21 protein-coding genes, 1 tRNA gene and 1 pseudogene are annotated in these 23,196 nt (G+C 71.5%); 9 read left to right on the top strand and 14 right to left on the bottom strand.

The genetic code is table 11. The features are described from left to right. Nucleotides 1–103 precede the first annotated feature (103 nt). Together ACWCRA_RS32255 and ACWCRA_RS32250 are read left to right on the top strand one after the other, a co-directional pair. Nucleotides 104–3,271, top strand: coding sequence for an FG-GAP repeat domain-containing protein (locus tag ACWCRA_RS32255; RefSeq protein WP_351554730.1), 3,168 nt, complete (start codon nucleotides 104–106; stop codon nucleotides 3,269–3,271). 480 nt (nucleotides 3,272–3,751) lie between these two features. Beyond that, nucleotides 3,752–4,267 (top strand): GyrI-like domain-containing protein, encoded by a 516-nt coding sequence (locus ACWCRA_RS32250; RefSeq protein WP_351554727.1) that lies wholly within the window; start codon nucleotides 3,752–3,754, stop codon nucleotides 4,265–4,267. Between the two features lie 128 nt (nucleotides 4,268–4,395). Here ACWCRA_RS32250 and ACWCRA_RS32245 read toward each other — a convergent pair. Then, nucleotides 4,396–4,477 (bottom strand) — tRNA-Tyr (locus ACWCRA_RS32245). 197 nt (nucleotides 4,478–4,674) lie between these two features. Here ACWCRA_RS32245 and ACWCRA_RS32240 point away from each other — a divergent pair. The 3 genes from ACWCRA_RS32240 (at nucleotide 4,675) to ACWCRA_RS32230 (ending at nucleotide 6,744) form a co-directional block, all read left to right on the top strand. After that, a complete protein-coding gene (locus tag ACWCRA_RS32240; RefSeq protein WP_351554724.1) occupies nucleotides 4,675–5,163 on the top strand; it encodes a YajQ family cyclic di-GMP-binding protein in 489 nt (162 codons plus the stop codon). A 361-nt stretch (nucleotides 5,164–5,524) separates the two neighbouring features. Then, a complete protein-coding gene (locus ACWCRA_RS32235) occupies nucleotides 5,525–5,989 on the top strand; it encodes a methylated-DNA--[protein]-cysteine S-methyltransferase (RefSeq protein ID WP_351554831.1) in 465 nt (154 codons plus the stop codon). A gap of 65 nt (nucleotides 5,990–6,054) precedes the next feature. Further along, nucleotides 6,055–6,744: an alpha-ketoglutarate-dependent dioxygenase AlkB family protein gene (locus tag ACWCRA_RS32230; protein WP_451069245.1), complete on the top strand. Its 690-nt coding sequence runs from the start codon at nucleotides 6,055–6,057 to the stop codon at nucleotides 6,742–6,744. A 95-nt stretch (nucleotides 6,745–6,839) separates the two neighbouring features. Here the strand turns inward: ACWCRA_RS32230 and ACWCRA_RS32225 are convergent, their stop codons facing one another. From ACWCRA_RS32225 to ACWCRA_RS32165, 13 genes are all read right to left on the bottom strand, one after another. Further along, nucleotides 6,840–7,109 (bottom strand): GlsB/YeaQ/YmgE family stress response membrane protein, encoded by a 270-nt coding sequence (locus ACWCRA_RS32225; RefSeq protein ID WP_351554720.1) that lies wholly within the window; start codon nucleotides 7,107–7,109, stop codon nucleotides 6,840–6,842. 244 nt (nucleotides 7,110–7,353) lie between these two features. Beyond that, nucleotides 7,354–7,746, bottom strand: a complete 393-nt coding sequence (locus ACWCRA_RS32220; protein ID WP_351554718.1) for a YccF domain-containing protein — start codon at nucleotides 7,744–7,746, stop codon at nucleotides 7,354–7,356. After that, the gene (gene htpX / locus ACWCRA_RS32215) at nucleotides 7,743–8,603 is read right to left on the bottom strand and encodes a zinc metalloprotease HtpX (RefSeq protein ID WP_351554715.1); all 861 of its coding nucleotides are present in this window, start codon (nucleotides 8,601–8,603) and stop codon (nucleotides 7,743–7,745) included. Before htpX ends, ACWCRA_RS32220 begins: the two co-directional genes overlap by 4 nt. Nucleotides 8,604–8,749: 146 nt before the next feature. After that, a complete protein-coding gene (locus tag ACWCRA_RS32210; RefSeq protein WP_451069234.1) occupies nucleotides 8,750–10,354 on the bottom strand; it encodes an NADH-quinone oxidoreductase subunit N in 1,605 nt (534 codons plus the stop codon). Beyond that, a complete protein-coding gene (locus ACWCRA_RS32205; protein WP_451069233.1) occupies nucleotides 10,351–11,934 on the bottom strand; it encodes a complex I subunit 4 family protein in 1,584 nt (527 codons plus the stop codon). The genes ACWCRA_RS32210 and ACWCRA_RS32205 overlap by 4 nt, the downstream gene beginning before the upstream one ends. A 3-nt stretch (nucleotides 11,935–11,937) precedes the next feature. After that, nucleotides 11,938–13,950: an NADH-quinone oxidoreductase subunit 5 family protein gene (locus tag ACWCRA_RS32200; protein WP_351554709.1), complete on the bottom strand. Its 2,013-nt coding sequence runs from the start codon at nucleotides 13,948–13,950 to the stop codon at nucleotides 11,938–11,940. Further along, nucleotides 13,947–14,327, bottom strand: coding sequence for an NADH-quinone oxidoreductase subunit NuoK (nuoK, locus tag ACWCRA_RS32195; RefSeq protein ID WP_351554706.1), 381 nt, complete (start codon nucleotides 14,325–14,327; stop codon nucleotides 13,947–13,949). Before nuoK ends, ACWCRA_RS32200 begins: the two co-directional genes overlap by 4 nt. Beyond that, a complete protein-coding gene (locus ACWCRA_RS32190) occupies nucleotides 14,327–14,905 on the bottom strand; it encodes an NADH-quinone oxidoreductase subunit J family protein (RefSeq protein ID WP_351554702.1) in 579 nt (192 codons plus the stop codon). The genes nuoK and ACWCRA_RS32190 overlap by 1 nt, the downstream gene beginning before the upstream one ends. Then, entirely contained in the window at nucleotides 14,902–15,525 is a 624-nt protein-coding gene (locus ACWCRA_RS32185; protein ID WP_451069232.1) for a NuoI/complex I 23 kDa subunit family protein, read from the bottom strand. Before ACWCRA_RS32185 ends, ACWCRA_RS32190 begins: the two co-directional genes overlap by 4 nt. 5 nt (nucleotides 15,526–15,530) lie before the next feature. Continuing rightward, the gene (locus ACWCRA_RS32180) at nucleotides 15,531–16,496 is read right to left on the bottom strand and encodes a complex I subunit 1/NuoH family protein (protein WP_351554696.1); all 966 of its coding nucleotides are present in this window, start codon (nucleotides 16,494–16,496) and stop codon (nucleotides 15,531–15,533) included. Further along, nucleotides 16,493–17,758 (bottom strand): NADH-quinone oxidoreductase subunit C, encoded by a 1,266-nt coding sequence (locus ACWCRA_RS32175; protein ID WP_451069231.1) that lies wholly within the window; start codon nucleotides 17,756–17,758, stop codon nucleotides 16,493–16,495. The genes ACWCRA_RS32180 and ACWCRA_RS32175 overlap by 4 nt, the downstream gene beginning before the upstream one ends. Then, the gene (locus ACWCRA_RS32170) at nucleotides 17,755–18,375 is read right to left on the bottom strand and encodes an NADH-quinone oxidoreductase subunit B (RefSeq protein WP_451069230.1); all 621 of its coding nucleotides are present in this window, start codon (nucleotides 18,373–18,375) and stop codon (nucleotides 17,755–17,757) included. The genes ACWCRA_RS32175 and ACWCRA_RS32170 overlap by 4 nt, the downstream gene beginning before the upstream one ends. Next, the gene (locus ACWCRA_RS32165) at nucleotides 18,366–18,767 is read right to left on the bottom strand and encodes an NADH-quinone oxidoreductase subunit A (protein ID WP_351554687.1); all 402 of its coding nucleotides are present in this window, start codon (nucleotides 18,765–18,767) and stop codon (nucleotides 18,366–18,368) included. Before ACWCRA_RS32165 ends, ACWCRA_RS32170 begins: the two co-directional genes overlap by 10 nt. 234 nt (nucleotides 18,768–19,001) lie before the next feature. Between ACWCRA_RS32165 and ACWCRA_RS32160 the strand changes: the two genes are divergently transcribed. The 4 genes and pseudogenes from ACWCRA_RS32160 to ACWCRA_RS32145 all read left to right on the top strand — a co-directional run. Next, nucleotides 19,002–20,240, top strand: a complete 1,239-nt coding sequence (locus ACWCRA_RS32160; protein WP_351554684.1) for a sensor histidine kinase — start codon at nucleotides 19,002–19,004, stop codon at nucleotides 20,238–20,240. 287 nt (nucleotides 20,241–20,527) lie between these two features. Continuing rightward, nucleotides 20,528–21,859 carry a sensor histidine kinase gene (locus tag ACWCRA_RS32155; protein WP_351554681.1) on the top strand — a complete coding sequence of 444 codons (1,332 nt, stop codon included), beginning with the start codon at nucleotides 20,528–20,530 and terminating at the stop codon, nucleotides 21,857–21,859. A gap of 168 nt (nucleotides 21,860–22,027) precedes the next feature. After that, entirely contained in the window at nucleotides 22,028–22,726 is a 699-nt protein-coding gene (locus ACWCRA_RS32150; RefSeq protein WP_351554678.1) for a response regulator transcription factor, read from the top strand. Nucleotides 22,727–22,972: 246 nt separating this feature from the next. After that, nucleotides 22,973–23,196 (top strand): annotated as a pseudogene (locus ACWCRA_RS32145) (2-oxoacid:acceptor oxidoreductase subunit alpha); the annotation flags it as partial.

The raw sequence follows: 23,196 nt of genomic DNA, 5'->3' as shown, positions 1-23,196 counted from the left end.
TCCCACCTACTCCCCCTAAAGCGGCGAAATTTCCCATCCGAGCGCCGTGTACTCTTCCGCCGAAAGTTGCTCTTGAAGTGAAGAGATCAAGGGGATTTGGTCCATGCCAGACATACCCACGAAGAGACGGGGAGCGGGCCGCACCGCACGAGGCGCCCTGGCCGCAGTGCTGGTCGGAGGCGCTCTGGGGCTCACTCCCCTCGGGACGACGACCTCCGCCGCCACGGAGGGGAAGCCCTCCGGAACCAGTGCCTCCGGTGCGCCGGCGGGCTCGGAGGAGCATGCGCTGGAGAAGGCCCGGCGGACCGGCGAACCGGTCGAGGTCCTCTCGGCGCGGACCGAGATCAGCGAGACCCACGCACTGCCCAACGGAAACCTCCGCCAGACCCAGCACACCTCCCCGGTCCGGGTGAAGCGCGAGGGCTCCTGGACCCCCGTGGACACCACGCTCGCCCCGGTGGCGGGGCGCGTCGCGCCCCGGGCCGCCCTCGGCAAGGTCACCTTCTCGGCCGGTGGCGACGCCCCGCTGGTGGTCCTCGCCGACCAGGGCCGCACCCTGTCGCTGAGCTGGCCCACGCCGCTGCCCGCGCCGGTCCTCGACGGCTCGACGGCTACGTACCGTAACGTCCTGCCGGATGTCGACCTCGCCGTGGCGGCGAGCGTCAACGGCTTCAGCCAGGCCCTGATCGTCAAGTCGGCGCAGGCGGCCGACAACCCCGAACTGGCCGCCATCGACTTCGGTCTGAAGGCCGAGGGGCTGACGCTGAGGAAGGACCCCGAGAGCGGTGCCATCAGCGCCCTCAACCCCGCCGGACAGTCGGTTTTCTCGACCTCGACCGCCCGGATGTGGGACTCGTCCGGCACCGACACGGCGTCCGGGACCACCCCGCCCGGCGCCCAGGGCCGCAAGGCCCCCGTCGCCAGGCCGACGACCGCGAAAGCCGCGCCCCCGTCGGATCTGAACCCCGGGACCAACAGCGCCGAGGTCGGCGTTCAGGTCACGCAGAGTAAGCTGATCCTGACCCCCGACCAGGCGCTCCTCGACTCGCCGAAGACGACGTACCCGGTCTACATCGACCCCCGGGTCACCGGCGCCCGCCAGGCCTGGACCATCGCGTACAAGCCCCATCCGACCAGCAGCTACTGGAACGGGACGGGCTGGGGCGGCGGCACAACCAGCGAGGCCCGCGTCGGCTACGAGAGCAGCTCGGGAGGGACCGCCCGGTCGTTCTTCCGGGTCGACTCCGCGTTCCTCGCCGGTGTGAAGGTGGTCGACGCGCAGTTCCAGATCACCCAGACCCACTCCTGGTCCTGCACCGCCAAGCCGGTCGAGCTCTGGCTCACCGGAGGCATCAGCTCCGCCACCACCTGGAGCAAGCAGCCCGCCTGGGACACCCGGCAGGACGTCCGCAACTACGCCCATGGCAACGAGACCTTCGGCTGCCCCGACAAGGCCATCGACCTGAAGGCCAACCACGCGGCCCAGAAGGCCGCCGCCAACAACTACCCCAACCTCACCTTCGGTCTGCGCGCGCCGCAGAGCGCCGAGGACGGCAAGGACGAGTACAGCTGGAAGAAGTTCAAGCCGGACGCCAAGCTGATCGTCGAGTTCAACCGCCCGCCGAAGGCCCCCTGGGCGATGGACACCGTCCCCAGCACCAAGGTCGGCACCGAGTGCGGCAACGGCGCTTCCTACGTCACCGTCGGCAACACCGATGTGACTCTTGTCTCGCAGGTCTGGGACCCCGACGGCGGTGATGTCAACGTCGAGTTCCATCTCTGGGCGACGGGCAAGCGCGATGTCGCGCCCGGTCTCCTCTTCGAGAGGAGGGTCAAGGCGACCGTCTCGGCGAAGGACCCGAAGGGCGTACCGGTCCGGGTGACCGTGCCCAAGAAGCTGCTGGACGACCACAAGGGCGCGAGCGGCGGTCAGTTCTCCTGGAAGGCGCAGACCGAGGACGTGGCCGATCCGGCGTTCGCCTCCGACTGGACGCCGAGCCAGGGCTCGTCCGGCTGCCGCTTCGGGTTCGACCCGACGGCTCCGTCGGTGATGCCCACGGTCGTCTCCACCGGCGCCGTCTACCCGGAGCAGCTCACCGGGGACAGCCCTGAGGGCGCGCTGCCCCGCACCCCGGGCGAGTTCGTGTTCAACACGCCCGGCACCTCGGACATCGTCGAGTACAAGTGGGCTCTGGACCGCACCCCGCCGAACGTCTCCGCCAAGCCCGCCGTCAAGGGCGGTCCGGCGAAGGCGACGGTGACCCCGCTGACCCCCGGCCCGCACACCCTCTATGTGCAGGCCTTCGACGCGGCCGGGAACGCCGGCCCCCGCTACCCGTACAAGTTCACGGTGAAGAGCCCCGGTGTGGTGGACAAGCCGGGTGATGTCAACGGTGACGGTCTGCCCGACATGTTCGCGGTCGACGGCTACAACAACCTCCGGCTGTACGGCGGCACCGGCAACGGCTCCGTCGCCACCTCGGTCGTCCTGTCCGAGACCACGGCCTGGGGGGACGCGCTGCTGACCCACCGGGGCGATCTGACCGAGGACTTCTACGAGGACCTCGTCGCCCGGACGAAGGACGGCAGGCTCTGGTACTACCCGAACGACGGCCAGGGCGCGTTCACCGACGACACCCGCCAGGAGTTCTATGTCTTCGGGGACGAGGAGACGGGTCTTCCGTCCATCGACGTCAAGGCGCTCAAGCAGATCGTCTCGGTCGGGGACCTCACCCCGGACGGCGAGGGGCACCACCCCGACTTCGTGGGTGTCATCGGCGACCAGCTCTGGTTCCTGCCCGGGGCTCCGGGCGGCAGAATCCGGGCGGGCTACCCGATCGGCGACTACGGGTGGGGCAAGATGACCCTCGCCTCTCCCGGTGATGTCAACGGCGACACCTTCACCGATCTGATCGCCCGCGACACCACCAATGGGGCGGTCTGGCTCTACCGGGGCAAGAGCATGGGCGACGCGGACGGCGACGGTACCCCGGACGGCGGCACCGACCCCTCGTCCATCGGCAACTCCGCCAACCGCGCCGCGTACGCCACCGGCTGGACCCCGGCCGCCCGGCCGCTGGTCACGGCGAGCGGCGATTCCAACGGGGACGGTGTCTCCGACCTGTGGACCACCACGGCGAACGCCACGGCGGGCCTGGAGTTCATCCCCAGCCGCAAGACCGTCGACCCGGCGGGGGCGCCGGTCGTGGTCGCCGGGACGCCGACCGTGGTCGGTACGGGCGGCTGGCAGGCGATCAAGGTGATTTCCTGACGGGTCGCCGCTGAGGCGGCGGGGCTTCGGCGGCTCGGAAGCCCCGGCGGCCTCGGTGGCCCTGGCTGACCGGCCCTGGGCGGCCGGTGGCCGGTGGCCGGTGGCCGGTGGCCGGTGGCCTCGAAGGGTGCGGGCCCTCGGATGAGGGCCCGCACCCGGGCTTTCCCTCCCGGGGGGCGTGCGCCGGGCTGTCGCCTGCCGGCGGAGGACCCGGCCGGGGGGAGGGAGGCACGGGCAGAGCCCGGGGGCTCGGAGGAGGCACGGGCACAGCCCGGGAGCCCGGCGAAGGCACGGGTATCGGTCTCATCGGGCGCAACCAGCACACCTGCCTCATCCGACACACCCAGCGCATCCGGCGCGGGGAGCACATGGGGCGCATGGGCGCATCCGGCGCAGATGAACGGCGCCGTGGAGTGATCGTCTCCGGGTGGCCGATGAGTCGGCACCGGCCGCCGGGTCTTCTCTGGTATGAGCGATGACATGTCTGACACGCCTGACACACCTGATGTCCAGCCCGTGATCGTGGAGCGCGGGGAGCAGGTGTACGCCTTCATCCGCGGCTCGGTCCGCATGGATGCCTTCGGAGTGATCGCCGACCGCCTCGGCGAGCTGATCGGCTGGCTGACGGCGCACGGTGTCGCCTTCGCCGGCGCGCCCTTCTTCCGCTTCAACACCATCGACATGGCGGGCGAGTCGGAGGTGGAGGCGGGTATCCCGGTCACCTCCATGCCCGAGCCCGAGGGGGACATCCGGGTCGGCGCCCTGCCGGCCGGGCGCTATGCCACGGTCGGCTTCACCGGCCATCCGGACCAGCTCTTCGGTGTGGCCACCGCGCTGCGGTCCTGGGCCGCCCGCCGGGGGCTGGAGTGGGACATGACCGAGGTGGACGGGGTGGAGCGGTGGGGGTGCCGCCTCGAGTCGTATCTGACCGATCCGCGGGTGGAGCCCGATCCGGCCAAATGGGAGATCGAGCTGACCTTCCGGCTGGCCGACTGACCGACTGACCGGCTGACCGGCTGACCGGCTGACCGTTCGGAGCGCATCCACGGGCCGCGCGATCCACACGATCCACGAAAATGACCCCTGATCGGCGTCTCCGCTGATCAGGGGCCATCTCTATCGCGTGGCGGCGCCAGGATTCGAACCTGGGTAGGCTAAGCCGACGGATTTACAGTCCGCTCCCATTGGCCACTCGGGCACACCGCCATGGGATGTTGCCGCCTCGGAGGGGGCCGCTCTGTGGCGGTGCTCCTTGGCAACGACGTAAACGATACCCGATGCCCAGGGGTGCTCCGCCACCGGATTGATCAGCGGCCGGGGCCGTGCGGGGTGGCTAGGCTTGGCCGAGCGGTTCGGGGACTCCGGCCGCCCTCCACGCACCCCGATACAAGGAGCCACAGGACATGGCCGACTCCAGTTTCGACATCGTCTCGAAGGTCGAGCGGCAGGAGGTCGACAACGCGCTCAACCAGGCCGCGAAGGAGATCTCCCAGCGCTACGACTTCAAGAACGTCGGGGCTTCGATCGCCTGGTCCGGCGAGAAGATCCTGCTGCAGGCGAACTCGGAGGAGCGCGTCAACGCGATCCTCGACGTCTTCCAGTCCAAGCTGATCAAGCGCGGGATCTCACTGAAGGCGCTGGACGCCGGGGAGCCGCAGCTCTCCGGCAAGGAGTACAAGATCTTCGCCTCGATCGTGGAGGGAATCTCCCAGGAGAACGCGAAGAAGGTGGCGAAGATCATTCGTGATGAGGGCCCGAAGGGCGTCAAGGCGCAGGTGCAGGGCGAGGAGCTGAGGGTCAGCTCCAAGAGCCGTGACGACCTCCAGGCCGTGCAGGCGCTGCTGAAGTCCCAGGACTTCGACTTCGCGCTGCAGTACGTGAACTACCGCTGACCCCCGCGGGGCCGGGCGGGTGCCGTGGGACGGCTGCCCGCCGGTGCGGCTCGCGGGGACGGACGCCCGGGGGCGGGGTGCGGGGAGGTTTCCGCGCCCCGCCCCCGGGCGTCCGCGTGCGGTGCCGTGGGCCGGGGCTGCGGCTGCGGCTGCGGCTGCGCGATGTCCGATTCCCGCCAGCTTCCGCCGCCGGCACGTCGCAGACTGGTGGGCGAGAGGCAGGACGGCACGAGGAGAGGAACGAGCCATGGCCACCACCACGGTCCCCACGACGACGACCGGTACGGCGACGGCCCGTACGCCGGTCCACGCGCCGGTCCGCACCACGGTCCGCACGACCGTGGACAGCCCGCTGGGCGAGATGCTGCTGGTCGGCGAGGCGTCCCCGACCGCACCGGGCGGCACCGCGCTCGTCTCGCTCTCGCTGCCCGGCCAGAAGGGCGCCGCCACCGTCCGGGAGGAGTGGCGGCGGGACCCGGCCGCCTTCGCGGAGATCGCCGCACAGCTGGAGTCGTACTTCGCGGGCGGGCTGACCCGGTTCGATATCGAGTTCGCGGAGAGCGGCACGGAGTTCCAGCGCGGGGTCTGGCGGGCGCTGGAGGAGATCCCCTACGGGTCGACGGCCACCTACGCGGAGATCGCCCAGCGGGTGGGCACCTCCCGGGTGGGGGTACGCGCGGTGGGGACCGCGATCGGGCGGAATCCGCTGCTGGTGGTGCGGCCGTGCCACCGGGTGATCGGTTCGGACGGCGCGCTGCGCGGCTACGCGGCCGGGCTGGAGCGCAAGGAGCACCTCCTGGGACTCGAGGGCTGGACGGCGGGGTGACGGGCGGCGGAGCGCCCCGCTCCGGGGCCGGCGCGCCGGGGAGTCCGGAGGCGCTCTTCCCCGAGGTGCTCGTCCCGGACGCCGGGCCGGCCGGGGAGCCGGTCGAGATCGCCCCCGGGGCGGTGCGTGTGCCGGGGTGGCTGACGGCCGAGCGGCAGCGGGAACTGGTGACGGCCTGCCGCGCCTGGGCGCGGGGGCCGGTGCCGCTGCGGCACACGGCGCTGCCGAACGGTGGCGTCATGTCGGTGCGGACGGTGTGTCTGGGCTGGCACTGGCAGCCGTACCGCTACAGCCGGACGGCCGACGATGTGAACGGGGCCCGGGTCGCCGATTTCCCGGGATGGCTGACGGAACTGGGCCGGGCGGCGCTGGTGGCGGCGTACGGGGAGAGCGGGGAGGCCGGAGGCACGGGCCCGGCGGCCCGCTCGTACACCCCCGACACCGCGCTGATCAATTTCTATGACGGTGCGGCGAGGATGGGGATGCACCAGGACAAGGAGGAGCGGTCCGGTGCCCCGGTGGTGTCGCTGAGCATCGGCGACAGCTGTCTCTTCCGGCTCGGCAACACCCGCACCCGGGGGCGCCCCTACACCGATGTGAGGCTGGTGTCGGGCGATCTCTTCGTCTTCGGCGGCCCCGCGCGCCTCGCGTACCACGGGGTGCCGAAGGTGTTTCCCGGGACGGCGGGTCCGGAGACGGGGATGCGTGGCGGGCGGTTGAACATCACCCTGAGGGAGACCGGACTGACCGGCTGACGGGCTGGAACGGAGGGGCGGAGGACCGGCCGGCGGGGGACGGGGGTGCGGCCGGGGCGGTCGCGTGTCGCCCCGGGGGTGCGGGCCGCCGGGGCTCAGCGGGAGCGGGAGTGCCCGAAGAGCAGCCGGAAGCCGATCAGCAGCACCAGTGATCCGCCGATCGCGGCGGCCCAGGTGGTGCCGTCGTAGAACTCCTTGGTGAAGGGCCGGTCGAAGAAGCGTGCCGAGATCCAGCCGCCCAGGGAGGCGCCGACGACGCCTATGAGGGTGGTGACGATCAGTCCGCCCGGGTCCCGGCCCGGGAGCAGAAGCTTGGCGATGGCCCCGGCGAGCAGACCGAGGATGATCCAGCTGATGATGCTCACGCCCTGAACCTGCCTTTCTGACGGTGTTGTACCCCTGCGGTACCGAGGACGCCGGATGTCACCGCCGTGGTTGCGGAAGGGCCTGCACGGAGCGGGCCGCCGACCCGCGCGGCTGCCTCCGCGATGTCTCTGACTGACGTATGTCCCGTCGGAGCGGGGACATGTCTCCAGGGTGACCGACGCCACTGACAGCCGGCCCGGGAGCGGCCGGGTCAGGGGCGGCGGCCGGTGTCAGGGGGTGGGGTCAGCGGGTGGCGAACGGCTGGTCCGAGGGGACGATCTCCTTGCCCAGGGGCAGCAGGGAGACCGGGATGAGCTTGAAGTTCGCCACGCCCAGGGGGATACCGATGATCGTCAGACAGAGGACGACACCGGTGACGATGTGCCCGAGCGCGAGCCACCAGCCGGCGAGCACCAGCCAGAGCACATTGCCGACGCACGAGGGCGCGCCCGCGTCCCGGCGGTCGACCACGGTGTAGCCGAAGGGCCAGAGGGCGTAGACGCCGATGCGGAAGGCGGCCAGGCCGAACGGAATCCCGATGATCGTGACGCAGAGCAGCACGCCCGCGAGCATGTAGCCCAGGAACATCCAGAAACCGCACAGAACCAGCCATATGACATTCAGGATCGTCTTCATGGGCGAGGACCTGCCATCTGTTCGAGTCGAGCGATGCGTTCGGCCATGGGCGGGTGGGTGGAGAACATCTTCGAGAGGGCCTTGCCCGGTCGGAAGGGGTTGACGATCATCATGTGGCTCGCCGTCTCCAGCCGGGGCTCGGCGGGCAGCGGCAGCTGTCTCGTACCGGCTTCGAGCTTGCGCAGGGCGCTCGCGAGGGCGAGCGGGTCACCGGTGAGCTGGGCGCCCGATGCGTCCGCCTCGTACTCCCTGGAGCGGCTGACGGCGAGCTGGATGATGGAGGCGGCCACCGGGCCGAGGATCAGGATGAGGATCATGCCGGCGAAGCCGGGGCCGTCGTCGTCGGAGCGGCCGATGGGGATCAGCCAGGCGAAATTCACCAGGAACATCACCACGGAGGCGAGCGCGCCGGCGACCGAGGAGATCAGGATGTCCCGGTTGTACACATGGCTCAGCTCATGGCCGAGGACGCCGCGCAGCTCGCGCTCGTCGAGCAGCCGGAGGATGCCCTCGGTGCAGCAGACCGCGGCGTTGCGCGGGTTGCGGCCGGTGGCGAAGGCATTGGGGGCCTGGGTCGGTGAGATGTACAGCCGGGGCATGGGCTGGCGGACCGAGGTGGAGAGCTCGCGGACGATGCGGTACAGCTCGGGGGCCTCGAACTCGCTCACCGGGCGGGCGCGCATGGCCCGCAGCGCCAGCTTGTCGCTGTTCCAGTACGCGTAGGCGTTGGTGCCGAGCGCGATGACGAGCGCGACGAGGAGCCCCGTACGGCCGAAGAAACTGCCGATGACGAGGATGAGAGCGGACAGTCCGCCGAGGAGTACGGCGGTCTTCAGCCCGTTGTGCCGGCGGTGCACGGTACGCCCTCCAGGTGGTGCGGCAGGGGAACCCTTTTGCGTGGATCTCCACTCTCCAGTGGACCCTTCTGTACTGGTCAACGCCAGGCGAAGGACGCCAGTTCCCTTGTGCTCCGTGACCGGGGCCGGTCCGTTCGGGTGAAGGGTCAGAAAAGGCTGGTCGCCGCGAAGCGGAGGATCAGCTGCGGATAGCCGGAGAGGACGACTCCGGCGACGGCGGTCAGGGCGATGGCCACGGTGACGGCGGTGGGTGCCCGGTGCGGGCGGGCGGTGACCGCCGGGTCCGTTCCCGCGGCCTCGGCGGCGGGGGCCTCGGCGGGGGCACGGAAGAGGACGGCCGTCCACTTCAGGTAGTAGTACAGCGCGATCACCACGTTGACGGCCATGACCACCGCCAGCCAGCCCAGGCCCGCGTCGACGGCCGAGGAGAAGACGATCACCTTGGCGAAGAGGCCGATGATGCCCGGCGGCAGCCCGGCCAGGCAGAGCAGGAAGAAACCGAGGGTGAGGGCGGCGAGCGGGCGGGTGGCGTAGAGGCCGCGGTAGTCGGCGATCCGGTTCAGCGGCTTCGTACGGGCCACGAGGGCGACCACCGCGAAGGCGCCGAGGTTCACCACGGCGTACATCAGGGCGTAGGAGACGGTCGCGCCGATCTGGTCGTCGCTGGAGTACGCGGCGGCGGCGATCGGCACCAGGATGTAGCCGGCCTGCGCCACGGACGACCAGGCGAGGAGGCGTACGGCGCTCCAGTCGCGGGTGGCGGACTGGCGCAGGGCCGCCACATTGCCCGCTGTCATGGTCACGGCGGCCAGCACGGCGAGGGCCGGACCCCACACATCGGCGTAGCGGGGGAAGGCGATGACGGTGACCAGGATCAGCCCGGAGAAGCCGACGGCCTTGCCGACCACGGAGAGGAAGGCCGCGATGGGCAGCGGGGCGCCCACATAGGTCTCGGGGACCCAGAAGTGGAAGGGGACGGCCGCCGTCTTGAAGGCGAAGCCGATGAGGGTCAGCGCCACGCCCGTCTTGGCGAGGGTGTCCAGCTGTCCGGGGACATCGCCCAGCTCGGCGGCGATCCGGGTGAGGTGGAGGGTGCCCGTGGTGGCGTACACGAAGCTGACGCCGAGCAGCGTCACGGCGGTCGCGGTGACCGAGGAGAGGAAGAACTTGAGCGCCGACTCGCTGGAGAGCCGGTCGCCGCGCCGCATGCCGACCAGCGCGAAGGCGGGCAGGGAGGCGACTTCGAGGGCGACGACCAGGGTGGCGAGGTCCCGCGCGGCGGGCAGCAGGGCGGCACCGGCGGCGGAGGAGAGCAGCAGGAACCAGTACTCGCCCAGCGGCAGCTCGTCGCGGCTGTGGTGCAGCGAGAGCAGCGCGGTGAGCAGGGCGCCGCCGAGCACCAGGAGCTGGATGGCCAGCGTGAAGTGGTCGGCGGTGTAGCTGCAGGTGGCGGTGTCGGTGGTGAGACAGAACGTCTCGCGCTCGCCGCCGCGCAGCGGTACCAGGCTGAGGATCGCGGCGGTCAGTCCGGCGACCGCGCCGAGGCCGAGGAGGCGCTTGTGCCGCTCCGGTACGAACAGGTCGGCGACCAGGCAGAGCAGGGCGACCGCGGCGGTGATGACGGGCGGCGCGATCGTGAGCCAGTCGACGGACTGGACCAGGCTGGTGACGCCCGACGCGCTGCCGAGGCCGGCGGCGTCGGCGGAACCGGGTGCGGCGCCCGCGATGGCGCCGTCGATGGTCGTGATCACGACTTGCCTCCTGCGAGCAGCTTCTGCACGGCCGGGTCGGTGAGGCCGAGGAGGACCGCGGGCCACAGTCCGGCGAGGACGGTGAGGGCGACGAGCGGCGACCAGGCGGCGATCTCGTACGTCTGGACGTCGGCGACCGGCTTCTCCTCCTGCTCCCTGGTCCGTGCCGCGCCCATGCAGACGCGGCGGACCACGATCAGGAGGTACGCGGCGGTGAGCAGGGTGCCGAAGCCGCCGATCACCATGAAGGTGAGGAAGGCGGGGCGGCTGAGGCCGGGCGCCGGGTCGAAGGCGCCGAACAGCGCGAGCATCTCGCCCCAGAACCCGGCGAGGCCCGGCAGTCCGAGCGAGGCGACGGCGGCGAAGGCGAGCAGCCCGCCGAGCCGGGGCGCGCGGCCGTAGAGGGCGGCGCCGGTGGCTCCCGCGAGGGTGTCGAGGTCGGCGGTGCCGTAGCGGTCCTTGAGGGCTCCGACCAGGAAGAACAGCAGGCCGGTGATGAGGCCGTGGGCGATGTTGGCGAAGAGCGCGCCGTTCACGCCGGTGGGCGTCATGGTGGCGATGCCGAGGAGCACGAAGCCCATGTGGCCGACGGAGGAGTACGCGATCAGACGCTTGAGGTCGCCGCCCGCGCCCTGCCTGGCGAGGGCGAGGCAGGCGAGGGAGCCGTAGATGATGCCGACGACGGCGAAGGCGGCGAGATAGGGGGCGAAGGTCCGCATGCCGTCGGGCGCGATGGGCAGGACGATCCGGACGAAGCCGTAGGTGCCCATCTTGAGCAGCACACCGGCCAGCAGGACGGAGCCGACGGTCGGCGCGGCGGTGTGGGCATCCGGGAGCCAGCTGTGCAGCGGCCACATCGGGGTCTTCACCGCGAGGCCGATCCCGATCGCCAGAACGGCGATGACCTGCGTGGACGCGGTCAGCCCGCGGCCGTTGTCAGTGGCGAGTGCCACCATGTCGAATGTGCCTGACTGAAGCCCGATCAGCAGCAGGCCCAGGAGCATGACGACCGAGCCGAGCAGGGTGTAGAGGATGAACTTCCAGGCTGCGGGCGCGCGGGCCGCGCCGCCCCAGCGCGCGATGAGGAAGTACATCGGGATGAGCACCATCTCGAACGCCAGGAAGAAGAGCAGCAGGTCGAGGACGGCGAAGGTCGCGAGCGTCCCCGACTCCAGCACCAGCAGCAGGGCGACGAAGGCCTTCGGGGAGGGGCCCGCGGGCAGCTTGAAGTAGCTGTAGAGCGCGCAGAGGAAGGTCAGCAGCGCGGTCAGGACCAGAAGGGGGAGGGAAATGCCGTCGACACCGAGGTGGATGCGCACATCGAGTGCCGGAATCCAGCTGATGTCCGTCGTGGCCTGCATCCTCGACGGGTTGTCGTGGTCGAAGCCGATCAGCAGCACGATCGCCGCGGCCAGGACGGCGCCGGTGATGGTCACGCCATGGCGCAGAACCGCCTGCTCAGGGCTGCTGCCCCGCAGTCCGGGCGGGGCGGGCAGCAGGGCGGCCACGGCCCCCAGGAGCGGCCCGGCGACGATGAACGCGAAAAGGAACTGCATCACGGACTCGCTGATATCGATCACGGTTCACGATCCCGCGTTGGCGTTGGACAGGACGACGGCGGCGACCGCCAGGACGACGGTGCCCGCGAGCAGCGCGCTGAGATAGGTCTGCACATTGCCCGTCTGGGCGCGCCGGACGAGGATGCCGAGCCAGTTGCCGCCGGTGCCCGCGCCGCGCACATAGGTGTCGACGACCTCGCGGTCGAGGAAGCGGACCAGTTCGGCGGCGGCCAGGACGGGGCGGACGAAGAGCTGGTGGTAGACGGCGTCGAGGTGGAACCCGGACGCGGCGTGGCGGTGCAGCGGGCCCAGGAGCAGGCGTCCGGGGTCGGCGGGGTCGGGGGCGGTGGTGATGCTGCCGTAGGCGGCGGTGTGGGTGGTGACCGCTTCGGCCTCGACGGCGGCGGGGCCGGCGTCCGGGTGGGCGACGACGGCGCCCTCGGGAATCCGGTCCGGGAGGGTGCCGTCGCGGTGGCGCAGGGTCCGCCAGGCGCCGTAGGTGACGAGGGCGCCGATCAGGGCCGCGCCGGTGCCGAGGACCGCGGTGACGACCGTGGGAGCGAGGCGGTTGCCGTCGAACCAGCCCTCGACATAGCCGAAGGTGGCGCCGAAACCGAGGGAGGGCACGGCGAGCAGCCACAGCACGGAGGTCATGGCGCGCGGCTCGCGCCCGTGGTCGGGGGCTTCCTCACCCCGGCCGCGGAAGGCGAGCAGCCACAGCCGGGCCGCGTAGGCGGCGGTGAGCAGCGCGGCCAGCAGGCCGGCGGTCAGCACGGTCCAGCCGGCGGCGGCGGGGGCGGGGCCGAGGTCGCCGAGCGCGGTGTGCTCGGCGGCGACCAGCACGGCTTCCTTGGAGAAGAAGCCGGCGAAGGGGGGAATGGCGGCGAGCGCGAGCAGGGCGATGGTCATCGTCCAGTACGCGTCGGGGATGCGCTGGGCCAGGCCGGTCATGCGGGACATGGCGGCGAGGGAGTTGGTGCCGGCGGCGTGGATGACCACACCGGCGGCGAGGAAGAGCAGCGCCTTGAAGGCGCCGTGGGACAGGAGGTGGAAGACGGCGGCACCGCGGTCCGCGACGGCGAGGGCGGCGGCCATGTAGCCGAGCTGGCCGATGGTCGAGTAGGCGAGGACGCGCTTGATGTCGTCCTGGGCGAGGGCGGCGATCCCCGAGCCGACCATGGTGATCGCGGCCATCACGGCGAGGACGGTCAGCGCCGCGGCGGAGGCGGCGAAGACGGGGAGGAGCCGGGCCACGAAGTAGATGCCGGCCGCGACCATGGTCGCGGCGTGGATCAGGGCGGAGACCGGGGTGGGGCCCGCCATCGCGTCGGGCAGCCAGGTGTGCAGCGGGAACTGCGCCGACTTGCCCGCCACGCCCGCCAGCAGGAGCAGCGCCACCAGGGTGGGGTGGTCGATCCCTCCCGTCTCCACCGCGTCGAGGATTCCGGTGATCCGGAACGTCCCGGCGTCGGTGGCGAGTGCGAAGAGACCGATCAGGAAGGGGACATCGCCGAGCTTGGTGACCAGGAACGCCTTCAGGGAGGCGGCGCGCGCCTCGGGCGTCTCCCAGTAGTGGCCGACGAGGAAGTACGAGCAGATGCCCATGATCTCCCAGCCGACCAGGAGCACCATCAGATCGCCGGAGTAGACGACGAGCAGCATCGCGGCGGTGAAGAGGGAGACCAGGGCGGCGTAGGAGGGGTAGCGGGGGTCGTCGCGCAGATAGGCCGTGGAGTAGATCTGCACACAGGTGGCGACGACCCCGACGAGGACGGCGACGAGGACGGCGAAGCCGTCGAGGCGCAGGGCGAGGTCGATGGGGACCGAGCCCGTCGGGGTGAGCCGGGTGGCCGCGTCGATGGCCGCTCCGCCGCCCTGGCGGACGGCGACGACGACCGCGAGGACCGCGGAGGCGAGGACCGGGAGGATCGCCAGGGGCCGGACGAACCCGGGGGCCTTCCGGCCGAGGAGGAGTCCGGCCGCCGCGCCCAGGAACGGAAGGAGGGGGACGAGGACGGCGAGGGTGGTGGTGGTCACGCGGTGGCCTCTGCCTTCTGCGTCCGCTGCGCCGGAGCGGTCCCGTCAGGGTCGTCGGAGCTGTCGTCGGGGCCCTCGGCGGTGTCGCGGAGCCGGTCGACGTCCGAGCTGCCGCGGTTGCGGTAGACCATCAGGACGATCGACAGACCGATGCCGATCTCCGCGGCGGCGATGGCGATGGTGAAGAGGGTGAGCGCCTGACCGGAGTGGAGGGCGTCGCGCAGCCAGACGTCGAAGGCGACGAGGTTGAGGTTGACGGCGTTGAGCATCAGCTCGACGGACATCAGGACCAGGATCGCGTTGCGCCGGGCGAGGACGCCGTAGACGCCCGTACAGAAGAGAAGGACGCTGAGGACGGCGGGATAGGCGAGGTGCATCAGCTCTTCCCCTCGGGGTCCGTCTCGGAGCCCTTGGCGGTTTCGGCGTGCTTGCGGGAGAGCACGATGGCGCCGACGAGGGCGGCGAGCAGCAGCACGGAGAGGGCCTCGAAGGGCAGCACCCAGTGCCGGAAGAGGATGGAGCCGGTGACCTCGGTGGAGCCCTGGACCGGCCCGTCGAGATCGATCCAGGTGGTGCGGAAGGCGTCCACCACCACCCAGACCAGGGCGGCGGCGGCCGAGCCCGCCACGGCGAGGGCGACCCAGCGGTTGCCGGAGTCGGCGTCCGGGGAGCGGCCTATGGGCGCCTTGGTGAGCATCAGCCCGAAGAGCAGGAGGACGACCACGGAACCGAGATAGATCAGGACCTGCACCCAGGCGATGAACTCCGCCGTGAGCAGCAGGTACTCGACGGCGAGGCCGCCGAGCGCCACCACCAGCCAGAGGGCGGCGTGCACCAGTTGCTTGGTGGTGACGGTCATGACGGCGGCGCCGAGGGTGGCGATGCCGACGAGGAGGAAGGCGATCTCGACACCGGTCGGCGAGAGGAAGCCCGGAGTCCCGGCAGCGAGGATCATGCGGTGCCTCCGGTACCGGGGGGCGGGGTGGCCGGGCCCGAGCCGGGCTCCTGGGCGGGAGGCGCCTGGGCGGCGGGCTCCTCGGCCGGGGGTGCCTGGGCGGCGGCGAGCTTCTCGGCGGTCTTGCGGGCCGCCGCGATCTCCTTCGGCTCCTCGGCACCCGGGTCGAGTGCGGGCGGTGCGGGCACCGTCCACATCCACTCGCGGAGCTTGTCCCGCTCATGGGTGAGTTCGCGGATGTCGGTCTCGGCGTACTCGAACTCCGGGGACCAGAACAGCGCGTCGAAAGGACAGACCTCGATGCAGATACCGCAGTACATGCAGAGCGAGAAGTCGATGGCGAACCGGTCGAGGACATTGCGGCTGCGCTCGCGGCCCCCGGGAGTCACCGCCGGGACCGTCTCCTTGTGGGAGTCGATGTAGATGCACCAGTCGGGGCACTCACGGGCACAGAGCATGCAGACCGTGCAGTTCTCCTCGAACAGTCCGATCACACCACGCGTACGGGGCGGCAGCTCCGGCTGGACGTCCGGGTACTGCGCGGTGACGGTCTTCTTCGTCATCGTGCGGAGGGTGACGGCCAGGCCCTTGGCGAGGCCGGAGCCGGGGATGGGAGGCATGGTTTCTAGATCACCACCTTCACGACGCCGGTGAGGGCGATCTGGGCGAGAGCGAGGGGGACGAGGGTGGTCCAGGCGAGCTTCTGCAACTGGTCCTCACGCATGCGCGGATAGCTCACCCGCAGCCAGATGACGATGAAGGCGAGCACGGCCGTCTTCAGGAGGGTCCAGACCCAGCCGAGGCCGTCGGCGCCCATCGGGCCGTGCCAGCCGCCCAGGAAGAGGACGGTGGTCAGGCCGCAGATGATCACGATGCCCGCGTACTCGGCGAGCAGGAAGAGGGCGAACCGCAGACCGGTGTACTCGGTGTAGGCGCCGAAGATGATCTCGGAGTCGGCGACCGGCATGTCGAAGGGAGGGCGCTGGAGTTCGGCGAGGCCCGCGACGAAGAAGACGAGGGCGCCCACGATCTGCCAGGGCAGCCACCACCACTCCCAGGCGTTCAGGATGCCGGGGAGGGAGACCGTGCCCGCCGCCATGGCGACGGAGGCGGCGGCCAGCAGCATCGGCAGCTCGTACGCCAGCAGCTGGGCGGCGGTCCGCAGGCCGCCGAGGAGGGAGAACTTGTTCGCGGACGCCCAGCCCGCCATGAGCGAACCGAGCACACCGACGCCCATGACGGCGAGGACGAAGAAGATGCCCGCGTCGATGACCTGGCCGACCGCGCCCTCGGTCGGGCCGATCGGGATGGCGAGGAGCACCAGGAGATAGGGGAGGAGGGCGACGGCGGGGGCGAGCTGGAAGATGCGGCGGTCGGCGTTGGCCGGGACCACGTCCTCCTTCTGCGCGAACTTCACACCGTCGGCGACCAGCTGGGCCCAGCCGTGGAAACCACCCGCGTACATGGGGCCGAGGCGGCCCTGCATATGGGCCATGATCTTGTGCTCGGCCTGCCCGACGACGAGGGGGAGGACGAGGAAGACCGCGAAGACGATGAGGAGCCGGAGGGCGACGTCGAGAGCGTCGTTCACGCGGGGTCGCCTCCCGGGGAGGGGGTGGGGTGGGGGTTGGCGGTGGGGGGCTCGGGCTTCCGGTCCGGCTCGGGTGCCGGGGGCTCGGGGCCGTCCTCAATCGCCGGACGGGCTGAGTTTTCGGGGGCCTGGTCCGGCTCGGGCGCCGGGCGGGACGGGCTTTCGGGGGCCGGCTCGGGCGCCGAGGGCGCAGGGGTGTCCTCCATCGCCGGACGGGCTGGAGTGGTGCCGCCCTCCTCGTCCGGGGCGGGGGCCGGGCCGGGCGGGGTGGTGGTGCTCTTCTCGTCCGGAGCGGGGGCCGGACGGGCTGGAGCGGTGCTGCTCTCCCTGTCCGGGGTGGAGGGCGGGGAGGTGGGGACGGCCTTGCCCGGGGCAGAGGCCGGGCCGGGCGGGGTGGTGGTGCTCTTCTCGTCCGGAGCGGGGGTGGTCGGGTGGGGGTGGTGCCAGGGGGCGTCCGGGGTCGGGGCCGGGGGGCGGCTCGCGGGGCCCTCCGACGCCGTGCGGGCGCGGCGCGGCGGGCGCTCCGGGGTGGCCGCTCCCGCCGCTCCCGCCGCTCCCGCCGCTCCCGGGGTGGCCGGCTGGGAGGCCGAGCCGTCGGAGGCCGTGCGGGCGCGGCGGGCCGGGCGCTCGGCGGCTGCCGCTCCCGCCGCTCGCGGGGTGCGGGCCGGACGGGCCGGGGCCGGAGGGAGCTGGCCCTTGAGCGGGCCCCACTCGTTGGGGTCGGGGACGCCGGGCGGGAGCATCTGGCGCCGCTTGGGCCCGCCGTGCTCGGACTCACCCGGCTCCTTCGCGCCGGGCCACGCCTTCGCCACCCGCGCCGCGAGGACGAAGTCCTTGCGCAGCGGGTGCCCCTCGAAGTTCTCCGGGAGCAGCAGCGGCACCAGGTGCGGATGGCCGGTGAATCCGACGCCGAACATCTCGTGCGTCTCCCGCTCGTGCCAGCCCGCGCCCGCGTAGACCCCCACGGCCGTGGGGAGTACGGGAGCCTCGTGCGGCACGGTCGTGCGCAGCAGCAGCCGGCGGACCCGGCCGCCCCCCAGGGAGGCGACATGGGCGCAGACCCGGAAGCCGGTGCCGGGTTCGTCGACCGCGCTCAGCCAGTCGAAGTAGGTGCAGGCCAGCTCGTCGCGCGCGGTCTCCAGCGCGGAGATCCACCGGTCGGCCGGCACATCGACCGTGAGGAGGTCGTAGGCCAGTTCGGCGGTCGTGTCCGGGCCGAAGATCTCGGTGACTGCGTCGGGAAGACGGTCGTACGCGCTCACTTGTCGCCCCCGGGAGCCGTGGGCTCGGGTGCGGCCACCAGGCCGCTGCGCAGCTCGGACACCGACGCGCGGCCCGCCCCGTACCGCTCACCGAGCGACTCGCGGGCGATCTTCTCCTGGAGCTTCAGGATTCCCTGGAGGAGTGCCTCGGGGCGCGGCGGGCAGCCGGGTACGTAGACGTCGACGGGGATGATCTGGTCGACGCCCTTGGTGACGGAGTAGGAGTCCCAGTAGGGGCCGCCGCAGTTGGAGCAGGCGCCGAAGGAGATGACGTACTTCGGCTCCGGCATCTGCTCGTAGAGACGTTTCACCGCCGGTGCCATCTTGTCCGTCACCGTGCCCGAGACGATCATCAGGTCGGCCTGGCGCGGGCCCGGCGCGAAGGGGATGACACCGAGCCGGATGAAGTCGTGGCGGGCCATGGAAGCGGCGATGAACTCGATGGCGCAGCAGGCGAGCCCGAAGTTGAAGACCCACAGGCTGTAGCGGCGCCCCCAGTTGAGGACCACCTTCATCGGTTCGGGGGCCAGCCGGGAGAGGATGCCCACCTTGGGCTCGGGCAGCAGCACCGGAGCGGGGGCGGCGGGGCCCTGGGGCGGGGTCGGGGTCACGTCCATGTGAGGACGCCCTTCTTCCATGCGTAGAGCAGTCCCACGGCCAGGAAGCCGAGGAAGATGAACATCTCCACCAGGGTCGTCCCGCCGTATCCGGGCGCGGCGAAGACCGTGGCCCACGGGAAGAGGAAGATCGAGTCGACCGCGAAGATCACATACAGAAACGCATAGACGTAGTAGCGGACCTGGGTGTGCGCCCAGCCCTCGCCGACCGGGTCCACTCCGCACTCGTAGGTGAGCAGTTTCTCCGGCGTGGGGACCACGGGCCGCAGCAGCCGCCCCGCCCCGAAAGCCACCGCCACGAACAGGACGCCGATCAGCGCCAGCAGCCCGACGACGGAGTAACTGGCGTAGTAGTCGTCCGCCGCGAGCACGGCCACGGTCGGTTCCGGCACGTCCGCCCCTCGCTCCCTGACCTCGATTTCGCAGATCAAGCCCTACCGCGAGCCGCGATCCTGCGGACGCGGTCGGCGATCTGCCCGGTGATCTGTGTTCTGTACCCACGGGAGTCTAGGCCCTGCTAAAGCGGCGGTAAGCAGTCGCGTCACGCATAGGGTGGGGATATCCCCACTTCCACCCGCCGAGGTACCCCATGGCTCGGGGCGTCACGGCCGTGCAGGCTGGCATCCATGACCGTGACCAAGACCGTCTCCGACACCCCCGCGCCCGGAGCGTCCGGCGGCGACCGGCCGCCGCCCGTCGGCTTCGCCCTGTCCGGGCCCACCTGGAAGGAGGTCGCCCACCTCCTGGCCAATCTGCCCGCCGCGTTGATCGGTTTTATTTACGCGGCGTTCACAATCGCCCTCGGGGCGGGGCTGTCGGTGACGGTGATCGGACTGCCGCTGCTCGTGGCCGGGCTGGCCGGCGCGCGGCTGCTCGGCCGGTCGGAACGGGCCCGCGCCCGCGCGCTGCTGGGCGTACGGATCGATGAGCCGAGCCCGCTCCGGAGCGCGCGGAGGCAGCGGTCCGGGATGCTCGCCCCGCTGTGGCAGGGGCTGAAGGACCCGGTGGGCTGGCGGTCGCTGCTCTACTGCTTCATCCGGCTGCCCTGGGGGGTGCTGACCTTCGCCACGGTGGCGGTGGGCTTCTTCGTGCTCTGGCCGGTGCTCCCCTTCATCGCGCGCGCCCTGGCCAACGCCGACCGGGCGATGGTGCGCGGGCTGCTCTCGCCGTCGGACGAGCTGGAGCGGCGCGTCGCCGAGCTGGAGTCGGACCGGGGTGTGGTGGTCGACACCGCCGCCGCCGATCTCCGCCGCATCGAGCGCGATCTCCACGACGGCGCCCAGGCCCGGCTGGTCGCCCTGGCCATGGGGCTGGGTCTGGCGAAGGAGAAGCTCCTGGAGGACCCGGAGGCGGCGGCCCTGATGGTCGACGAGGCCCACGGCGAGGTCAAACTCGCCCTTCAGGAGCTGCGGGACCTCGCCCGGGGCATCCACCCGGCCATCCTCACCGACCGGGGGCTGAGCGCCGCCCTCTCCTCCATCGGGGCGCGCTGCACGGCCCCGGTGAAGGTCACCGTGGAGCTCACGGAACGGCCGGCCCCGGCCATCGAGGGCATCGCGTACTTCACCGTCTCCGAGCTGCTCCAGAACATCAGCAAGCACGCGCGGGCCACGAGCGCGTCGGTGGAGGTGTGGCGCACCGCGGACCGGCTGCTGATCCAGGTCGGTGACAACGGGGTGGGCGGGGCACGGCTGGACGCGGGCACCGGGATGTCCGGGCTCGCGGAGCGGCTGGGGGCGGTGGACGGGCTGTTCGTCCTGGACTCCCCGGCGGGCGGGGGCACCAGGGTGACGGTGGAGGTGCCCTGGCGCGAGCGCGCCCCGGGCGAGCCCCGAGCCGGGACCGCGCGCCGAACCCTGGGCTGAGCCGCGAGCCGGGACTCCGAGCAGGGGCCCCGCGCCGAACCCGGGCTGAGCGCTCGGACCCCACGACGAGACCCCGCGACGAGACCCCGCGACAGGCCCCCGCGACGGGACCGACCCCGCGCCGGCCCCGCTGACGGGCGCCCAGGGGCGGCCGGGACAGCGCCGGTCGCCCTCCATGGTGGGGAAAACCCCCGCCCCGAGACGGGAACCGGCCGCATGGTGCCGCCCCCCGCCGGCGGCGCACTCTGGGTGTCATGACAGCCCGCCTCGCAGAACGGACGACACCGATGGCCACGGATCACCACCCGGCGCGGCAGGACCGGAACGATGACCGCGTCCGCCTGATCCCTCCCGTTCTGCGAGCGCCGTTCGAGGCACGCACCTGGCGGGAGTTCGGCTATCTGGTGCTGAGCCTGCCGATCAGTGTGATCCTCTTCACTTTCGCGATGGTCACCGTCGCGCTGAGCGCGGGGCTGCTCGTCACCTTCCTGGGCATTCCGGTACTGGCCGCCGGTCTCGCGACCTGCCGGGGCTTCGGGGCCCTGGAGCGGAGCCGGGCGCGCGTGCTGCTGCGGCTCGACGTGGACAGCCCCGAGCCGGTCTCCCCCCGGGCGGGCGGGCTGATGCCATGGGTCGGCGCGGTCCTCAAGAGCGGTACGTCCTGGCGTCATCTGCTCTACGCGCTGCTGCACCTCCCCTGGGCCGTGGTCGCGTTCGTGATGACCGTCACCACCTGGGCCGTGGGCTGGACACTGCTGGCGTACCCCCTCTGGCAGTGGACCCTGCCCGCCTACACCGACCAGCCGGGCATCCAGCTCTTCGGTGACGGCAAGGGCAACGCGTTCTTCCTGGACACGCCCTTCGAGATCGCCGGCACCTCGGTACTGGGCCTCGGGACCGTGCTGGTCGCCGCCGGGCTGATCCGGGGCTCCGCCCATGTCGACCGGCTGATGATCAGCGGGCTCCTCGGCCCCTCCCGGCTCGCGAACCGCGTGGTGGAGCTGGAGTCGGACCGGGGCGTGGTGGTCGACACCGCCGCCGCCGACCTCCGCCGCATCGAGCGCGACCTCCACGACGGCGCCCAGGCCCGGCTCGTCGCCCTCGCCATGGATCTCGGGCTCGCGAAGGAGAAGCTCCTGGAGGACCCGGAGGCGGCGGCCACGATGGTCGACGAGGCCCACGGCGAGGTCAAACTCGCCCTCCGTGAGCTGCGGGACCTCGCCCGGGGCATCCACCCGGCCATCCTCACCGACCGGGGGCTGAGCGCCGCCCTCTCGGCGGTGGCGTCCCGTTGCACGGTTCCGGTGACCGTCGAGGTGGATCTCACGGACCGCCCGGCCCCGGCCATCGAGGGCATCGCGTACTTCACCGTCTCCGAGCTGCTCCAGAACATCAGCAAGCACGCACGGGCCCGCCGGGCCTCGGTGGACGTCTGGCACTCCGACGGGCGGCTGATGGTCCAGGTCACCGATGACGGCCAGGGCGGCGCCGACCTCACCGCGGGCAGCGGTCTGGCGGGGCTGGCGGAGCGGCTGGGCGCCGTCGACGGAATCCTCGCCGTCGACTCGCCGGCGGGCGGCCCGACCACGGTCACGGCGGAGCTGCCCTGGCGCGGCTGACCCGGGCCCCCGGCCCGCGCGGCCCGTGGCCGGGTCGGCCGAGCGATCGGCCGACCCGGCCACGGGCCGACCCGTGCGAGCCCCACAACACCTCGCTCCCGGCGCTGTCGCCTCCCGCGCTTCCGCACTCCGGTCCCGATACTGGGATGCTGGTGTGTACAGGCGGGAATGGGATCTACAGGGGGGCGTCAGTCAGTGGAGGACCGAGTGCGGGTGGTCATCGCCGAGGATTCAGTGCTGCTTCGAGAGGGCCTGACCCGGTTGCTCACCGACCGCGGGCACGATGTGGTGGCCGGCGTCGGCGACGGAGAAGCGCTGATCAAGACAATCGCCGAGCTGGCGGCTCAGGACGCGCTGCCCGATGTGGTGGTGGCCGATGTACGGATGCCTCCGACCCACACGGACGAGGGTGTACGGGCCGCGGTGCGGCTGCGCAAGGACCACCCCCGCATCGGGGTGCTGGTGCTGTCGCAGTACGTGGAGGAGCAGTACGCCACGGAGCTGCTGGCGGGCAGCAGCCGGGGCGTCGGCTACCTCCTGAAGGACCGGGTGGCGGATGTGCGGGAGTTCGTGGACGCCGTCGTACGGGTCGCCCGGGGCGGTACGGCGCTGGACCCCGAGGTGGTCGCCCAGTTGCTGGGCCGCAGCCGCAAGCAGGACGTTCTGGCCAGACTCACCCCCCGCGAGGGGGAGGTCCTCGGTCTGATGGCCGAGGGGCGGACCAACTCGGCGATCGCCCGGCAGCTCGTTGTGAGCGACGGTGCCGTCGAGAAGCATGTGAGCAACATCTTCCTCAAGCTGGGCCTCTCACCCAGCGACGGGGACCACCGGCGAGTGCTTGCCGTGTTGACCTACCTCAACTCGTAATTGACCAACTCTGATCATTACTGATCCGACCGATGGTCCTAGACCCAAAGAATGAGCGGGGAGCCTCGTACCAGAAAGTCCACGGGGGTGGATAAATTGTGACAAATAGGGGCAACAAAGTGTCTCAAAGGGACGTCCACGATATGAGCGGTCCAGGGAAGGGCACCCTTACCCACGTAGGGTGGCCCCTGGGACGACCAGTGGGACGGTCGACCCGAGCAGCCGCCTCAAGGGAGGTCCAGTTCAGTGAGCAGCCATGTCAGTAGCCCAGCCGAGCATGCCGATGAGGCCGACGGCACCGAGGAGACTCTCGTCGGTGGACAGCGCAAGCCAGCCATCGGTGAGGGAGCCGGTGCGAAGGAGGTTCGCCGGCTCGACCGGGTGATTATCCGGTTCGCGGGTGACTCGGGTGACGGAATGCAGCTCACGGGTGACCGGTTCACCTCGGAGACCGCGTCATTCGGGAACGA

The organism is Streptomyces sp. NPDC001889, from assembly GCF_053594535.1.
This window is presented reverse-complemented; position numbering and strand designations above follow the sequence as displayed.

Excerpts from the sequence above, each read along its gene's own strand:
- ACWCRA_RS32255 (WP_351554730.1), top strand. The coding sequence starts at position 104 with ATGCCAGACATACCCACGAAGAGACGGGGAGCGGGCCGCACCGCACGA.
- ACWCRA_RS32250 (WP_351554727.1), top strand. The coding sequence starts at position 3,752 with ATGTCTGACACGCCTGACACACCTGATGTCCAGCCCGTGATCGTGGAG.
- ACWCRA_RS32240 (WP_351554724.1), top strand. The coding sequence starts at position 4,675 with ATGGCCGACTCCAGTTTCGACATCGTCTCGAAGGTCGAGCGGCAGGAG.
- ACWCRA_RS32235 (WP_351554831.1), top strand. The coding sequence starts at position 5,525 with ATGCTGCTGGTCGGCGAGGCGTCCCCGACCGCACCGGGCGGCACCGCG.
- ACWCRA_RS32220 (WP_351554718.1), bottom strand. The coding sequence starts at position 7,746 with ATGAAGACGATCCTGAATGTCATATGGCTGGTTCTGTGCGGTTTCTGG.
- nuoK (WP_351554706.1), bottom strand. The coding sequence starts at position 14,327 with ATGCACCTCGCCTATCCCGCCGTCCTCAGCGTCCTTCTCTTCTGTACG.
- ACWCRA_RS32190 (WP_351554702.1), bottom strand. The coding sequence starts at position 14,905 with ATGATCCTCGCTGCCGGGACTCCGGGCTTCCTCTCGCCGACCGGTGTC.
- ACWCRA_RS32185 (WP_451069232.1), bottom strand. The coding sequence starts at position 15,525 with ATGCCTCCCATCCCCGGCTCCGGCCTCGCCAAGGGCCTGGCCGTCACC.
- ACWCRA_RS32170 (WP_451069230.1), bottom strand. The coding sequence starts at position 18,375 with ATGGACGTGACCCCGACCCCGCCCCAGGGCCCCGCCGCCCCCGCTCCG.
- ACWCRA_RS32160 (WP_351554684.1), top strand. The coding sequence starts at position 19,002 with ATGACCGTGACCAAGACCGTCTCCGACACCCCCGCGCCCGGAGCGTCC.
- ACWCRA_RS32155 (WP_351554681.1), top strand. The coding sequence starts at position 20,528 with ATGGCCACGGATCACCACCCGGCGCGGCAGGACCGGAACGATGACCGC.
- ACWCRA_RS32150 (WP_351554678.1), top strand. The coding sequence starts at position 22,028 with ATGGGATCTACAGGGGGGCGTCAGTCAGTGGAGGACCGAGTGCGGGTG.